The sequence below is a fragment of the Thermogemmata fonticola genome, from assembly GCF_013694095.1.
Taxonomy (GTDB): Bacteria; Planctomycetota; Planctomycetia; order Gemmatales; family Gemmataceae; genus Thermogemmata; species Thermogemmata fonticola.
Genome location: NZ_JACEFB010000009.1, coordinates 35412 through 49790 on the forward strand (window position 1 = coordinate 35412; position 14379 = coordinate 49790).

Sequence of the window (14379 nt, forward strand, 5' to 3'; positions counted from 1 at the left end):
CCACCCCCTTCGGTCCCAATGGCCGCAAAATCATCCTCATTGTAACCCGCCTCCGCTTTCCTACCAGCCAGGAAGTCGGCCGAAATGTTCGGGACCGAATCGCGGAAAACGGACGGCATCCATGTTTGAAATTAATAAACAGATTTTTTTTGAGGGCAAATTTGACAATGTGTACCCGTCCGCGGTGAGGTCGGCGGAACACACCCTGCCGCCAGAAAAGAGCTGGCACCAGCCCCTTGTGTCGAGCGGACGGAATCGCTTGCCGGAGGCATAGCACTGAGACGGGAACGCCAGGGCACCTGGAGGGTCGGCTTCACCAGGGGGGTGGGGGGGTGGCGCTGGGAGAACGGATGGAGCGGGTGGCAGAGGATCAGGAGGAGGGAGGGGGAACCGGCAGGGAGCGCGCGCTGGCGAGGAAGTGACAGAGGGCGACGGCGAGGGCATCGGCCACGTCCGGGGGCTGGGGCAAGCGATCCAGGCGCAACTGGGCGGCGATGGCATACTGGATTTGGGTTTTGCTGGCGCGTCCGCTGCCGGTGATCAGCTTTTTGATCCGAGTGGCGGGATAACCGACGACGGGCAGTCCGCGAACGGCCCCGGCGAGCAGGAAGACGCCGCGGGCATGGGCCATGAGGATGGCCGTGCGAGGGTGGGCGTAATGGGCGTAGAGTTGCTCGACAGCCAGGGCCGCCGGTTGCCACTCCTCCAGGACCTCGACCAGGCCGTCGTGGAGGATGCGGAGGCGTTCGGCCAATGCCTCAGCGCGGCGGCGGGCGGGCGGCGCGCGCAAGACACCGGCTTCGCAAACCTGGGGTTGCCAGGCGTGCTGTTCGCGCACGGCCTCGAGCACCGCGTAGCCGGTCCGGTGCAGTCCAGGGTCCAAACCCACCACGCGCCAGGGTCCTGCGGGCGGCAGAGAGGCGGTCGGAGTTGGTAAGGTTCGCTCTTCGTGCGTCTGATCCGCCACGGAACAGGTCCGAGAAGACAGGGAAGACACAGGGGCGATCCCTCGCGTTGAGTCGGGCGAGAAAGCCAGCGGGGCTGGTCTCTCTCATTTGGCCCGTTGGCAAGCCTCCTACAGGGCCGGCAGGTCGCCGCTCATGCTTCCATATCGGCCCAGTTTTGCGGGATGAGCCAGTATTCGGTCAATTCCGCTTCCCGGCTGCCCGGCTCTGGCCGGTAATCATACACGTAGCGGACGACGGGGGGAAGGCTCATGAGGATGCTTTCCGTCCGCCCCTGCGTGCGCAGGCCAAAGACCGTGCCGCGGTCATAGATCAGATTGAACTCGACATAGCGTCCCCGGCGGTATTCCTGGAACCAGCGCTGCTGCGGGGTGTAAGGCAGGTCCTTGCGCCGCTGCACAATGGGCAGATAGGCCTCCAGGAAGGCATCGCCGGCGGCACGCACAAAGGCGAACATGGCCTCACTGGCTTCGGCGTAGTCGAAGAAGATGCCTCCCACCCCGCGGGCTTCCTGGCGGTGCTTGAGGTAAAAGTACTCATCGCACGCCTTCTTCATCTCCGCGTAGTTGGCGACAGCGGCATGCTGCTGGCAGACCCGCTTCCAGACCTTGTGGAAATGGATGACATCCTCGCGATAAGGATAGTACGGCGTCAGGTCCGCACCGCCGCCAAACCACCCTTTGCTCCCTTGGGTGAGGAAGCGGAAATTGGCATGCACCGTTGGCACTAGCGGACTGCGCGGATGGATCACCAGCGAAATCCCCACGGCGGTGAAATGCAGGCCATCTCCGGGAAGCTGCCGGGCAAAATCGGGGGGGAACTCCCCGAACACCTCCGAGAAATTCACCCCGCCTTTCTCGAAGACGTTCCCCTCCGCGATGACGCGGGTCCGCCCGCCGCCGCCTCCGGGCCGCTCCCAACGGTCCTCCCGAAAGCGTGCTCCGCCGTCCATCTCTTCCAACGCCGCACAAATCCGTTCCTGGAGGCTCAGAAAATACTCGCGTGCCGCCTGGTGTAACCCCGCGTACCTGGCGTCCAAGGTGGGAGGCAGTGCCGTGGTCATGGCTTTGGCCCTGGGAAGGTTTCAAAAAAGATATTATTGTCCTCAATTAGTGTAGCTGAGCTTGCCTTGCCATGCTAGCCCTTGGCGAAACTCACCGGACTCGACCTGGGGTCAGCACTTCCCCTGTAATCCCTCGAACCTGGCGTAACAGTCCCCTCGAAGTGGCGGGAAAGCCGAGCCCCACGGCCAGACCCCAAAATCCTTGGGGATTTTCTCTCCCTATAATGTCGAACGCTGGAAGTGAATGGTAGGGGTGATTATCGGTCGGGGGAAAGGGAGTCGGTTGGGGGAAAGGGAGTGGGCAGCCGAGGCGTGAGAACTCCGACGTTCCCACGCTCCCAGCCGCGAGAACGTGAGACGTGGACGAATCTGACGCTGGCCTGCGGGAGAGACCACTGATGGCTCGTATCTTGATCGCCGACGACAACGTGCAGAACGCGGAATTGTTGGAAGCCCATTTGGACGGCAGCGGGCATGAAATCCGCATCGCCCTCAATGGGGAAGAGACGCTCCAGTTGGCCCGCACCTGGCAGCCGGATGTCATCCTGCTGGACATCATGATGCCGAAGATCAGCGGATTTGAGGTCTGTCGGCGCTTGCGCGCGGATGCGGCCACGCGGGACATCGGCATTCTGATGATCACGGCCCTGGACCAAACGACGGATGTGGAAACGGCGGTGGAAGCCGGCACGGACGACTTTCTGACCAAGCCGATCAATAAGACGGAGCTGCTGCTGCGGGTGCAAGCGCTGCTCGCCAGCCGATCCATGAGCAGCGAAGTCGAGCGGACGCTGGTCTATCTGGGCACGGTCCAGGAAGGCCGGCTTACCCCTCCGCGTTCCTGAAGCGGCCTGGCTAGCTCTGGGCGAGCGGAACTCACCGTTTGGTCTTCCCACCCGTATCTGTCCCTTCCCCAGCTTGGATAGGACGAGCAGAAGCCATCATGGCGCGGATCATTTTGCAGCCTCGCAAGGCCCGGCCCTTTTTCCACCGCCATCCGTGGGTATTTGCCGGCGCGATCGCGCGCATCGAAGGCCATGTGGCGGACGGCGATCCGGTAGCCGTTTATTCCCACACCGGCCAGTTCATTGCCCACGGTCTGTACAACAGCCGCTCGAAGATTCGGGTACGGCTCTACAGTTGGGAGGAAGGGGTAGAGATTGGTCCGGCCCTCTTCCGCCAACGGCTAGCCCAAGCCGTCCGGCTACGGCAAGCCCTTTCGTACGGGGAGGCACCGGAGGGCGGCTGCCGCCTGGTGTTCAGCGAGGCGGATTTTCTCTCCGGCCTCGTCGTCGATCGTTATGGTCCGTGGCTGGTGATGCAACTGTCTGCCTTGGGGCTAGCTCAGCGACGGGAATGGCTCGTGGAAGCCTTACGCGATTTGGTACCCCTGCGCGGTCTCTACCTCCGGGCGGAAAAGGGGATTGGCTCCCTGGAAGGGATCGAGCTGGCGGAGGGCGTGCTGTGGGGTGAACCCCCGCCGGAGGACCTGACCATTGTGGAAGACGGCTTACGGTTCGTGGTGGACATAGCCGCAGGACAGAAGACGGGTTTTTATCTGGATCAGCGGGAGAACCGGCGGCGGGTGGGGGAATTGTGCCGGGGCCAGCGGGTACTGGATGCCTTCTGCTACAGCGGGGGGTTTGCTTTGCATGCGGCGCGGCACGGCGCGGCGGCTGTCCTGGGCATCGACGGGTCAGAAGCGGCTATCCGCCTGGCCCAGCGCAATGCGGTCCTCAACGGCCTGGAGGCTGCCGTGCGTTGGGAGTGTGCCGATGTCTTCGATCGCCTGACGGAACTCGTCCGAGCCGGGGAACGCTTCGACGTGGTCATCCTGGACCCGCCCAAATTCGCCCACCGCCGCCAAGCCGTTCCGGAAGCCCTGCGCGGCTATCACCGCCTCTATCGCCTGGCTCTGCGCCTGCTGGTCCCAGAGGGGCTGCTGGTTTGCTGCTGCTGTACCGGAGTTATCTTGCAGGAGGAACTGGAACAACTGTTGTTGGAAACGGCGGTGGCCGCCCGGCGCGATGTGCACATCCTGGAACGGCGCGGTCCAGCCCCCGATCACCCCATCGCCATGACCTGCCCGGAGACGGGGTATCTCAAATGCCTCATCTGCCGGGTGCTCTAAAACTTGATCCTGCTCCCCTCATCATCTCTTCGTCTGCTGGTGTCCTCTCGACGTCTCTTCTGCTCGTAACGCTTCTCCTATCTGCCGGTACCGGCTGCTTACCGGGTACTCTGAGGCCGGATGCACCACTTTGGTGCTGCTGGGTTCGGGGGAGACGTTGGATCATTTCGGTGTCCATGCCGAGAGGGTTTGGGTGTTGCGGGGAGAGGGATTTCCGGCGGCGGGGATTTCGGCGGTGGGAAGTCACCGGGAGGCGCGGTCGAGGCGGATTTGTTCCAGCACCTGGCGGACGGCTTCCGCGGGGGTGGTTCCCAGGCCGGTGTATTGGCGGCGGGCGCCGTCCCAGGGCAAGGTGGCCCGGAAGAGGTACTGGCTGCCTTCCCGTTGGAGCGAGAAGCTGTCGCGGGGCGCACCGAGGCGTTCCAGTTCCTGGTACAACTCCTGGAGCGGCGGCCCAGTGGTGGGGATGCTGTCGGGCTGGGGCGGCGGGGTGGAAGCCGGGGCTGGGGCAGGTGGCGCAGGACCAGCCGGGGTGCTGTCTGCCGCCGGGCGCAGGGGGACACGTTCCGGGGGGCCATCGGGGATTTTCAAGCCCTCGTCGTCCCAGCGGCCCGCGAGACCGGCCGGGGTGGTGGCGGGGCTGGGAATATGCACGCCGCGGAAGCGGGCGGGATCGTCGTTGTAGCCGCCGTCGGAGGAATCACGCGATCCGGTGCGCCCGGCGGGAGCGGCGATGAGCGGATCGGTCCGGCCTTGCCCAACGGCGCCCCGCTCAGGTAAGGGAACGTTCTGCCGCGGAATGCGGTCGGGGCCATACACCAGCGGATCGGACCCGCGCCCCAGGCTCCCTTCTCGGGACTTGCATCCGGCTAACGGGGCGAGCAGCAGGAGCAGCAACATGCCCAGCCCGCCGGGTTTCCTCCGGCATCGGTCGATTGTGGCCGCACTGGAACTTGCGAACCGTTCCACCCTGACGGTCCCTGCACTCCACCCCATGGCTGTCGGACATCCTGCCATGCGGTTCCCCCCTGAAACTGGAAGGGAACTTGCCGCCGACTCTATCCTTTGGCTATCTTCACTGTCCCCGATCTGCGGCGGTCCGTCTACACCCCCCTGTCACTTTCCCCCGGCAGGCGGGTCATACGCTGACCGATTGTAAGTATCGGGCAAACTTTACCGGCCTCGATCTTTGCTGGCCTATACCATCCTTGCGAGGACTCGACAATGGCGCTTGACTCTACCCCGGCGGCGGCTTCCTCCCCGACCCCTGTTTCCTCTCCATCGGCGGCTTCCTCCCCTTCTTCTCTGCGGATTGCCGTCATCGCAGGGGACGGAATCGGACCGGAGGTGATCGAACAAGCGATCCGGGCGGCGGAAGCCGCTGTGCAACGGTATAGTCCTGCGCGGCTAGAATGGAACCGCCTTCCCTGGTCCACGGCTTATTACAAGAAGCACGGGCACATGCTGCCGCCGGATGGCTGGGACCTGCTGCGCGAGCATGACGCCATCCTCTTTGGAGCGGTGGGGGATCCGAGTGTGCCGGACCGCATCACGGTCCATGAACTGCTCCTGCCCATGCGGCGGCGCTTCGATCAGTACGTCAATCTGCGCCCGGCGTATCTGTTCGCCGGTGTTCCTTGCCCGCTGGTGGGAAAAAAGCCCGGCGAGATCGACCTGCTGGTTTTCCGGGAAAACACGGAAGGGGAATATGCGCCCGTGGGCGGACGATTATATCCGGAGACGCCGGCGGAAGTGGCAGTGCAGACGGCCCTGTTCACCCGCCGGGGTTGCGAACGGATCATGCGGGCGGCGTTTGAAGCGGCCCGTCGCCGCCCCCGCAAAAAAGTCACCAGCATTACCAAGTCGAACGCTCTGATCTGGGGTATGGGACTGTGGGATGCGGTCTTCGAGGACGTTCGCCGGGATTATCCCGATGTTCAGAGCCACTCCCTGCTGGTCGATGCCGCCGCGATGGACCTGGTCCGCAAGCCAGAAACGTTCGACGTCATTGTGGCCAGCAATCTTTTTGGCGATATTCTGACCGATCTATCGGCGGCGGTGACGGGGAGCATCGGCTTGGCCAGCTCCGCCAACATCAATCCGACGCGGGAATATCCCAGCATGTTCGAGCCGGTCCACGGTTCGGCACCGGACATTGCGGGCCGGGGTATCGCCAACCCCTTAGCGGCCATTCTGTCGGCGGGCCTGATGCTGGATCATCTGGGCCTGAGTGCCGCTGCGGAAGCGATTCGCCAGGCCGTGGCTGCTGTTCTCGCGGAGGGGAAAGTCCGCACCCCTGACCTCGGCGGTTCGCACACCACCACGGATATGGGCAATGCGGTGGTCGCCGCTCTGCAAGGATGATCCGCCCTGGCCCCGACCTTCCAAGGGCTAGGCAGGGAACCTTGCAGGGGCTTTGCACGGGGCGGACAGGTCCAAAAGCCGGCTTGCCCCTGGAAATCGCGCCATCGCCAGGGGAAGGCAAGAGCCAGCCCTGGAGCGGAAAGAGGGGAGAACGAGTGGGAGACGGAAATCGGGTTTATTCCCGGAACGCGACTGGCCATGATTCCCGATGACGCTTTCGAGCCGGACCGCTCCCAGCAGCCGTCCGATTCCGCGCCGCCCCCGCCGTCCGGCGATCCTTCTCCAGCGCCGGCACTCGTCGAGTGGGAACTGGATGTGCAGGACTCTTTACCTTGGGCGGTAGAAGAACCTGGAGCGGTGGAAGAAGAGGTGGCTGGCGAGGCTAGCTCCTCCAGGACGGCGGCTAAAACCCCGGAGACCACTGCCCCTTCCGCTTCTCTGTCCGCTCCCGGCGCACCGTCTTCAGCCTTTTCTCCTCAGCCTTCCGCTTCGCAAAATCCCCCTTCTTCCTCCGAAAAAAAATGCGATGGTGGAAGCAAGGGGGATTCTCCTCCTCATCCCACGGTCGAGCAGATTCTGGAAGCGATGCTCTTTGTAGGGGGGCCGCCTCTGACTCCCGCGACCGCGGCCTCGGCGATCCGGGGACTGACGGAGGAACGGTTTCACCAGGCGCTCCACGCCCTAAATCGCCGCTATCGGCGGCAGAAGCGGCCGTATGCAATCGTTCCCCGCGAGGACGGTTTCGTCCTGACGCTATTGCCGGCGTATCAGCACCTGCGGGAGCGGCTCTATGGCGGGCCACGCACCGTGCGCCTATCCCAGGCGGCCCTGGATGTGCTGGCCATTGTCGCCTATCGCCAGCCGCTGACCAAAGCTGAAGTGGACGCCCTGCGCGGTCAGGAGAGCGGCCCCCAACTCCGCCAACTCCTCCGCCTCGGCCTGATCACGATGCTGCACCGTGGGGAAAGCCTCCCCTCCCCGGCGAGCGAAGCCCCCACGGCCTACTCCCCGTCCGCAGAATCCCCGGCGGCCGAAACTCCCACTGCCAACCCCCGAACGGCGAAACAGCTAGACTCCCCCGGACCGGAGTCTCCCGCCGCGGAGGTTCCCGCCCCCCAGCCTCATCCCAGCACTCTGACTCAGGCCGTCCGCTACGGGACTACCCCCCGTTTCCTCCGCTTCTTCGGCCTAACCTCCCTGGACGATCTTCCCCGCCTGGCCACTGACACCTGACCAATTTCTGATCGACCTGGGCAATTCCTCCGCCGACTTGCGCTTTCCCGCGGATACCGGATCGTCGGACCTTTGCCTCGTGTTCCGTCTCCTTGACCAGCCTGTCCCCTTGACCAGCCCCAATAGGGCTTGTCCCGGCGCAAGGATGGCTGACTCTCTCCGTTGTGTGGGTAGAAAAGTCGGTCCTGGCGACACCCAGGGATCGGGAGAGAGATGAAGGACTATCACTAGGGAAAGGGCAAAGGGAGGGGAAAGGGCAAAGGAGGGGAAAAAGGTGACGACGTGGGTTCGGCGGAAAAAAGGGGACCGAGGAAGAGGTCGGAGGGGAAAAGGGGAGCGGTGCGGGAAAAATTGCTGAGAAAAAAATTGAAGAGTTTGGGGATTTTTTTCTTGCCATCGAGGGGGATTTGTCGCATTACTAACGAAGTTACACGATGTGGCCAGCTTTTGGACAGCCGCCGAGAGACGGAGCAAGGCGAAGTCCAGCGACTGGCTCATCCCACCCAACCGGAGCGCAGCGACCGGTTCTGCGGATGGAAGGAGGCAAGGTGGAAAGGATGCCCCCTGTGCGAGGGAGGGGGTGTGGTACTGGGCGGCGGAGGCCAGGGCAGACCAATCTCCTGGCTGCCTTCGCCCCAGCAGGATACCCCTTCGGTCCGTGTGTGTCGCCCCACAGGAGTTCGCCAGCGGGAGTGTGATGCATGAGCCGTCCAATGAGTTGGAGTACGTGGTGGAAGTGGAAATGGTGGCAGCGTTCCGCAGGTTCGGTTGAGGGTGCGCGCTGGAGTCTAGGTGAGCCTCCCCCCCTTCCGCGTGGCGCGATTTGTCTGACGGCCCGGCATTTGACCCGCACCTTTGGCAACGGTCAGACGCGGGCCGTGGCGCTGGATCGCGTGAGCCTGGATCTGCGGCAGGGGGAAGTCCACCTGTTGATGGGGCCGAGCGGCTCGGGCAAATCCACCTTGCTGGCGGTCCTCTCCGGACTGCTGCGTCCCGACCGGGGCCAGGTCTTCGCCCTGGGCCGGGATATTTGGCGGCTTCCCGAAGAGGAACTGGAGCGTTTCCGTCTGCGCCACTGTTCTTACATCTTCCAGGGGTACAATCTTTTCCCGGCTTTGACGGCCCGCGAACAACTGGAAATTGTTTTGAAGTGGGGGGAAGGGTGTTCGCCGCGCGAGGCCCGGAAGCGGGCTGAGGCGGTCCTTGGGCAGCTCGGACTGACCCACCGCGCCCATCTGCGCCCGGCAGAGCTGTCCGGCGGGGAGAAGCAACGGGTGGCCATTGGCCGCGCCCTGGTGAAAAATCCCACCTTCATCTTCGCGGATGAACCGACCGCCGCCCTGGATTGGGACAACGGCCAACTCGCCATGCAACTCCTCTGCCAGTGCGCCCGCCAGCGGGGAGCAATGGTCCTGGTTGTCACCCATGATCCCCGCCTGATCCCCTTCGCCGATCGGGTCCTGGAACTGGCAGACGGCCGGCTGCGGAACGATGGCACCGCTCCTACCCGTTCCTCTTCCTCTGTCTACGAACACACCCCCCTGCCGCTTCACTACAAGAAAGGCCCGCGCCTGCACTTGCAATTTCCCCCCAAGCTGCCCCTCTCCAGTTGATCCTGTTGGTCCGGCCTCCTCTTGTGATTGGCGGTCTCCTTGTAGATGGCAGCCTCCTCTTGGTTTCGGCCTTGGAAACTGATGTTTCGGACTTCTCTGGAAGACCTTGCTTCTTTCGGAAAACCGTGAAGATTAGGGAGTGGGCTTCCCGTCCGCGGAAAACCGGTTTTATCCACCCGACAGAGTTACCGGGTCGGGCAAACCGGCTTCACCAGTAGGGTTGGACGGTGGGTTTGATGACCAGCTCCGGGATGGACACCCGCGGGGGCAAGCTGGCGACGAAGAGGATGGTTTGGGCCACGTCCTCCGGTTTGAGGATGACGGCGCGTTGTTCCGGCGTGACCGGTTTGGGGCGGTGTTCGAGGATGGGGGTGTCGATTTCGCCGGGGTAGATGTTGGAGACGCGGATGCCGCTGTCTTTTTCTTCGTTGGCGAGGACCAGGCCGAAGGCTCCCATGCCGAACTTGGCGGCCACGTAGGCGGCTCCGCCGAGGGGGTTGGCCCGCTTGCCCGCCACGGAAACCACGTTGATAATGAGGCCGTCGCGCCGGGCCAGCATCTGGGGCAGGACCGCCTGCGTGCAATAGAAAGCGCCGTTGAGGTTGGTGCGGATCATCATGTCCCAGACTTCGGGGGTCAATTCGCGGCAGGTGCGTGCCTTGATGTTGGCCCCGGCGTTGTTGACGAGGATATCGACCCGGCCGAAGTCTGCGGTGGCCCGCTCGATGAGGCGGCGGCATTGCTGCGGGTCGGTGACGTCCGTGGGCAGGAACAAGAGGGCATCCCCCCCTTGCAGCTCCTGAGCCGCGGCCGCCAACTTGGCCGCATCGCGCCCGGCGATGACCACCTGGGCGCCCGCTTGCAGGAACAGGGCGGCCGTCGCCTTGCCCACTCCCGAACCACCCCCCGTGATGACCACCACCCGATCCGTGAACTGACCCATAGGCTGTCTCCTGGGGCCGCAAGCCCCCCGTTCTGATTCCGGTGCTGGTGAGATGCGGTTACCCCGCGGTCTCCTGCTCCTGGGCCGCCTGCAATCCGTCCAGCAGCTACTCTGGTCCTGGACCGCTGGCCGACCGCCTCGCGGCAGTTGCTCTTGGGTGCCGCATCCCTTTTCGCTATGCTACACTCTAACCGTGGGAATGGCTCCGGATCGGGGCGGGATGGCCGCCGGACAAAATCCCGCCGCCCAGCATCCCCGCTTGTTTTTCCCTTGGAGGTTAGGACGTTACCATGATCGTTTCTCCCGAACTGCGCCGCAGGACCGAAGAACTGACTGCCCGCTTGCAGCAGTTACGGGACTCTCTTTGACCTGCCGGCCCGACTTGCCGAACGTGAACAGCTCGAAGCCCGGCAGAGCGAGCCGGATTTCTGGAGCCAACCGGAGAAAGCCCGCAGCGTGATTCAGCAGCTCAAGGCGATCAACGCCCTGCTCCGGCCCTACGAAGAGCTGCAAAGCAGCCTCGGCGACTTGCAGGCGATGATGGAGTTGGCCGCAGAAGACCCCTCCCTGGAGGCGGAATGGGCTGCCTTGCTCGACAAGGCCGAGAAACAATACGAAGCCTTTGAGTTGCAGACCATGATGAGCGGCAAACATGATGCGGCCAACGCTCTGGTGTCCATCAAGCCGGGAGCCGGAGGAACGGACGCCTGCGACTGGGCCGAGATGCTCTACCGCGCTTACGTCCGCTGGGCCCAACGCCACGGCTACACCATCGAAGATGTGGATGAGGAGCCGAACCTGGAAGGGGGCATCCAAAGCGTCTCCTTCAAGATCGTCGGACCGTATGCCTACGGCTACATGCAAAGCGAGATCGGCGTCCACCGCCTCGTCCGCATCAGTCCCTTCGGCAGTGGAGACACCCGCCAGACTTCCTTCGCCGCGGTAGATGTGCTGCCCGAATTGCCCGACGACATCGAGATTGTCATCCGGGATGAAGACCTCGAAGTCCAGACGTTTGCCTCCGGCGGCCCCGGCGGACAGCACCAGAACAAGACCCAATCCGGGGTGCGCCTGATCCACAAGCCAACGGGAATCCGGGCCGAAAGCCGCACCGCTCGCAGCCAACATCAGAACAAGGAAAACGCCCTGCGCCTCCTCAAAAGCCGCCTTTATGCCATCGAGGAACAGAAACGGCTGGGCGACCTGGTCAAACACTACGACGCCAAGGGGGAGATCGCCTTCGGCTCGCAAATCCGTAGCTACGTCCTGCATCCCTACACGCTCGTGCGGGATGAACGGGAGGGGATCGACGTCAAAACCCCCGCCGTCCAGGATGTCCTCGACGGCAACTTCGATCCCTTCATGCAGGCTTATTTGCGCCACAAAGCCACCCGGCAGAGCCGCTCGGCTCCTCTCGTGGGGGCGAAAAAATGATGAGCCGCGGTGAACTGGGAGCTGCCTGCCGCTTTCCTTGGAAAAAATGAGCCGCGGTGTCTCCACCGGGCCGGCCGCCGTCAGGAGAGGGTATGGAAGCCGTCGATGTTGTCGGAGCCGGGGCGATCGGCGTGACGGTCGGTTATGCCCTGCTGGCTGGGGGAGTCCCCGTCCGCTTCGTGGAAAAGGACGCACACAAAGTAGCCGCCGGGAACCGCCACGGTGTGCGCCTCGGAACGGAGCCGCCCCGTCCCGCGGAGTTCCTGCTCTTCGACCGCTGGCAGCCGCGGCCAGACCGCTGGGTCATCCTCTGCACCAAGTGCTACGACAATCCCGTTGTACTGGAACGCCTGAACCCGCGCATCCCCCTTCTACCCATCCAGAATGGCCTCGATCCGGCGCTCGAGGCGTTTCCCCACTCCTACGCAGGCATCGCGGCATTTGTCGCTCAAGCCCAGCAGGAGGAACCGGCTGCCCGGATCACCCGCCGGGGACCGCTGTATGTGGGCCGGCGGCATGGCCCAGAGGGAGACGGCCCAAGCCGCGGAAATGGTCCAGATCACGGGAATGGTATCCGCCGCGGGGATGGCTCAGACCGCGGGGAAAGTGCAGCAGCCCTGGTGACGGCCTTGCGGCGCTCCGGCCACTTGCACGTTCGCTGGAAGGACGACATCCGGCCCATTCAGGCCGCCAAGCTCTGGTACAACGCCGCCATCGCCCCGCTGGCCACTCTGGCAGGAGTCGATAATGCCGCCCTGCTGGAACACCCCGCCCTGCGCCGGCTGTTCATCGCCCTGCTCCGGGAGAACTACCGCATCTTGTGCCAGGCAGGAGTTCGTTTGGGTTGGCTCGGACCGCTTCCGCCCCCTCTCGTCGCCCGCGTGCTCCGCTGCCGCCCGCTGGTCGCCCTGCTCGCCCCGTTCTTTGCCCGTTCCCTCCGCGGCACCTACTGCTCCATGAGCGGCGATCTGACCCGCGGCCGAACTGAAGTCGATGCCTACACCGGCGCCTTGCTGCATCTGGCCCGACAGGCGGGCGTTCCCGCGCCTCTCAACACTGTCCTTTACGAGTTGCTGCAACAGGCTGCCGCCTGCCGCCTCCGTCCCCATCCCGTCCTCGTCGAACCGCTCCTGTCCCTGTTGTCCCAGAAAGGCGGCCACGCCGTACCCCATCCGCTCAGGAGCGTCCCAAACGCCTGACCCCCTGTGAACGGGGGTGAATGGTGTTCTCTCCAAACCCTGAACTGGGGTGAATGTTGTTCTCTTTGGCAGCCGCTTCAACAACAACGTGCAATTCTCACGATGTATCCATCGGTGTGCCACTGCCTGTGTCAGTCGGCGATTCACTCTCCTTGCAAGTTGGCGGAGGGTGATTCCTGCGAGTTGGCGGAAGGCGGCCCCGGCGGCTCGGATGAGGACAACCACCGCTCCAGCAAGGCGCTGTGGCGAGGCCCGTGGGGCACGAGGCGGACGCACCGACCTCCGGACGGGGTGGGATGCAATTCGATCCACAGGTGCTCCGCCGGGAGCAAGGCCGACACCTTGTCTGCCCATTCGATCAGGCAGACCCCCTCGCCGGAGAGAACCTCATCGATGCCGGCCTCCCAAAGCTCCTCGGCGCTCTGGAGGCGGTAGGCGTCGCAGTGGTGAATGGTCAGGCGAGCGGGATAATGTTGCAAAAGCACAAAGGTGGGACTGGTGACCCAGGCGGGATTAGGAATGTTCAGCCCTTCGGCAATGGCTCGTACCAGGGTGGTTTTGCCGGCACCCAGCGGCCCGACCAGAGCCACAACGGCCCCCGGAAACAGAAGCTGGCCCAGGCGGCGGCCCCAGGCCAGGGTGGCGGCCTCGTCGGGCCACTCCAGCGTCAAGCTCGGCTCAGACATGGCCAGCGTTGCCTGTGGACCAAAACCAAATAACACCCCTCATCGAGGCGGAACCAGCGGCAAATAAGGGGAAATTCCGCCGCCCCGCTGGACACGAGCGAGGGGACCGGCCAATCCTGGAGGCGGTGGCAAAATCGTACCGCCACGATCGGGAACTACTTCGTGTATTCCTTGAGGAACCCCTCGAATTGCTGGCGGTGGCTTTCCTCGTCGCCGAGGATGTCGATGGCTAGCTCCTGCGTCACGAAGTCCCGCCCTTTCTCGGAGAGATCGATGATCGCATTGTAGGTGCGGATGGCGTCATTTTCGGCTTCCAGCACGCCGCGGATGACGCTGATCACATCCGTGGTATCCTTGGGAGGTTGCAGGTAGGTTTGCTCCAGTTTCAAGCCCAGACTTCCGGGAATCTGGCCGCCCAGTTGCTTGATGCGGGCGCCGAGGCGGCGGGCATGATCCAGCTCCCCGGTGATGTCGGCGGCGAGCGCTTGTTTGATAAACTCGGCTCGCACTCCATCGAGATCGATGCTCAGCGAAAGATAGTTAATGATGGTTTCGACTTCCTTGTTGTAAGCATTCACGAGGGCTTGAATGATTTCCTGTTTGCTGGCCATGGGGATTTCCTCCTCTGGAAGCCAGTTCCGCCGGCAAGAAGGGCGCCGGAGCTGCCATCTGCTCCAACGAGGCCGCAGTTCTGCTTGCCCCCGGCGACTGGTACTGTTAGGGTACGATGTGGGACCGCCGTTTCCTA

Annotated in this window: 13 protein-coding genes; 7 read left to right on the forward strand and 6 right to left on the reverse strand. The window is 63.7% G+C overall.

All coding sequences use genetic code 11. The annotated features are described in order from the left end of the window. Positions 1-370 precede the first annotated feature (370 nt). Positions 371-967, reverse strand: coding sequence for a crossover junction endodeoxyribonuclease RuvC (locus tag H0921_RS12120; protein ID WP_315851892.1), 597 nt, complete (start codon positions 965-967; stop codon positions 371-373). A 131-nt stretch (positions 968-1098) separates the two neighbouring features. Then, entirely contained in the window at positions 1099-2028 is a 930-nt protein-coding gene (hemF, locus tag H0921_RS12125) for an oxygen-dependent coproporphyrinogen oxidase (protein WP_194538436.1), read from the reverse strand. A gap of 398 nt (positions 2029-2426) precedes the next feature. Here hemF and H0921_RS12130 point away from each other — a divergent pair, with 398 nt between their 5' ends. After that, positions 2427-2873, forward strand: coding sequence for a response regulator (locus H0921_RS12130; protein ID WP_194538439.1), 447 nt, complete (start codon positions 2427-2429; stop codon positions 2871-2873). 98 nt (positions 2874-2971) lie between these two features. After that, entirely contained in the window at positions 2972-4159 is a 1188-nt protein-coding gene (locus H0921_RS12135; RefSeq protein WP_194538442.1) for a class I SAM-dependent rRNA methyltransferase, read from the forward strand. Between the two features lie 243 nt (positions 4160-4402). Here H0921_RS12135 and H0921_RS12140 read toward each other — a convergent pair whose 3' ends face one another. Further along, entirely contained in the window at positions 4403-5059 is a 657-nt protein-coding gene (locus H0921_RS12140; protein ID WP_194538444.1) for a hypothetical protein, read from the reverse strand. Between the two features lie 324 nt (positions 5060-5383). On the opposite strand from H0921_RS12140, the gene H0921_RS12145 reads away from it, so the two are divergent. The 3 genes from H0921_RS12145 to H0921_RS12155 all read left to right on the forward strand — a co-directional run bounded on the left by H0921_RS12145 (position 5384) and on the right by H0921_RS12155 (position 9369). Continuing rightward, positions 5384-6523 carry a tartrate dehydrogenase gene (locus tag H0921_RS12145; protein ID WP_194538455.1) on the forward strand — a complete coding sequence of 380 codons (1140 nt, stop codon included), beginning with the start codon at positions 5384-5386 and terminating at the stop codon, positions 6521-6523. A 198-nt stretch (positions 6524-6721) separates the two neighbouring features. Beyond that, a complete protein-coding gene (locus H0921_RS17955) occupies positions 6722-7756 on the forward strand; it encodes an SMC-Scp complex subunit ScpB (protein ID WP_228499537.1) in 1035 nt (344 codons plus the stop codon). Between the two features lie 701 nt (positions 7757-8457). Further along, positions 8458-9369, forward strand: coding sequence for an ABC transporter ATP-binding protein (locus H0921_RS12155; RefSeq protein ID WP_228499540.1), 912 nt, complete (start codon positions 8458-8460; stop codon positions 9367-9369). A 208-nt stretch (positions 9370-9577) separates the two neighbouring features. Here H0921_RS12155 and H0921_RS12160 read toward each other — a convergent pair whose 3' ends face one another. Continuing rightward, positions 9578-10312, reverse strand: a complete 735-nt coding sequence (locus H0921_RS12160) for an SDR family oxidoreductase (RefSeq protein ID WP_194538457.1) — start codon at positions 10310-10312, stop codon at positions 9578-9580. Positions 10313-10605: 293 nt separating this feature from the next. Here H0921_RS12160 and prfB point away from each other — a divergent pair. Both prfB and H0921_RS12170 read left to right on the forward strand, forming a co-directional pair. Next, a protein-coding gene (gene prfB, locus H0921_RS12165) for a peptide chain release factor 2 (RefSeq protein WP_194538655.1) occupies positions 10606-11746 on the forward strand; the annotation gives its coding sequence in 2 pieces (ribosomal slippage) (positions 10606-10677 and positions 10679-11746; 1140 coding nt in all). A gap of 92 nt (positions 11747-11838) precedes the next feature. Next, positions 11839-12945, forward strand: a complete 1107-nt coding sequence (locus tag H0921_RS12170; protein WP_194538459.1) for a ketopantoate reductase family protein — start codon at positions 11839-11841, stop codon at positions 12943-12945. Positions 12946-13088: 143 nt separating this feature from the next. Here H0921_RS12170 and tsaE read toward each other — a convergent pair whose 3' ends face one another. Beyond that, the gene (gene tsaE, locus H0921_RS12175; RefSeq protein ID WP_194538470.1) at positions 13089-13631 is read right to left on the reverse strand and encodes a tRNA (adenosine(37)-N6)-threonylcarbamoyltransferase complex ATPase subunit type 1 TsaE; all 543 of its coding nucleotides are present in this window, start codon (positions 13629-13631) and stop codon (positions 13089-13091) included. A gap of 155 nt (positions 13632-13786) precedes the next feature. Continuing rightward, positions 13787-14242 (reverse strand): ferritin-like domain-containing protein, encoded by a 456-nt coding sequence (locus H0921_RS12180; protein WP_194538472.1) that lies wholly within the window; start codon positions 14240-14242, stop codon positions 13787-13789. Positions 14243-14379: the final 137 nt, after the last annotated feature.

What these genes read in the sequence shown, in the direction of transcription:
- H0921_RS12135 (WP_194538442.1), top strand. Translation starts at nt 2,972, where the DNA reads ATGGCGCGGATCATTTTGCAGCCTCGCAAGGCCCGGCCCTTTTTCCAC.
- tsaE (WP_194538470.1), bottom strand. Translation starts at nt 13,631, where the DNA reads ATGTCTGAGCCGAGCTTGACGCTGGAGTGGCCCGACGAGGCCGCCACC.
- H0921_RS12170 (WP_194538459.1), top strand. Translation starts at nt 11,839, where the DNA reads ATGGAAGCCGTCGATGTTGTCGGAGCCGGGGCGATCGGCGTGACGGTC.
- hemF (WP_194538436.1), bottom strand. Translation starts at nt 2,028, where the DNA reads ATGACCACGGCACTGCCTCCCACCTTGGACGCCAGGTACGCGGGGTTA.
- H0921_RS12145 (WP_194538455.1), top strand. Translation starts at nt 5,384, where the DNA reads ATGGCGCTTGACTCTACCCCGGCGGCGGCTTCCTCCCCGACCCCTGTT.
- H0921_RS12140 (WP_194538444.1), bottom strand. Translation starts at nt 5,059, where the DNA reads ATGTTGCTGCTCCTGCTGCTCGCCCCGTTAGCCGGATGCAAGTCCCGA.
- H0921_RS12160 (WP_194538457.1), bottom strand. Translation starts at nt 10,312, where the DNA reads ATGGGTCAGTTCACGGATCGGGTGGTGGTCATCACGGGGGGTGGTTCG.
- H0921_RS12130 (WP_194538439.1), top strand. Translation starts at nt 2,427, where the DNA reads ATGGCTCGTATCTTGATCGCCGACGACAACGTGCAGAACGCGGAATTG.
- H0921_RS12180 (WP_194538472.1), bottom strand. Translation starts at nt 14,242, where the DNA reads ATGGCCAGCAAACAGGAAATCATTCAAGCCCTCGTGAATGCTTACAAC.
- H0921_RS17955 (WP_228499537.1), top strand. Translation starts at nt 6,722, where the DNA reads ATGATTCCCGATGACGCTTTCGAGCCGGACCGCTCCCAGCAGCCGTCC.
- H0921_RS12155 (WP_228499540.1), top strand. Translation starts at nt 8,458, where the DNA reads ATGAGCCGTCCAATGAGTTGGAGTACGTGGTGGAAGTGGAAATGGTGG.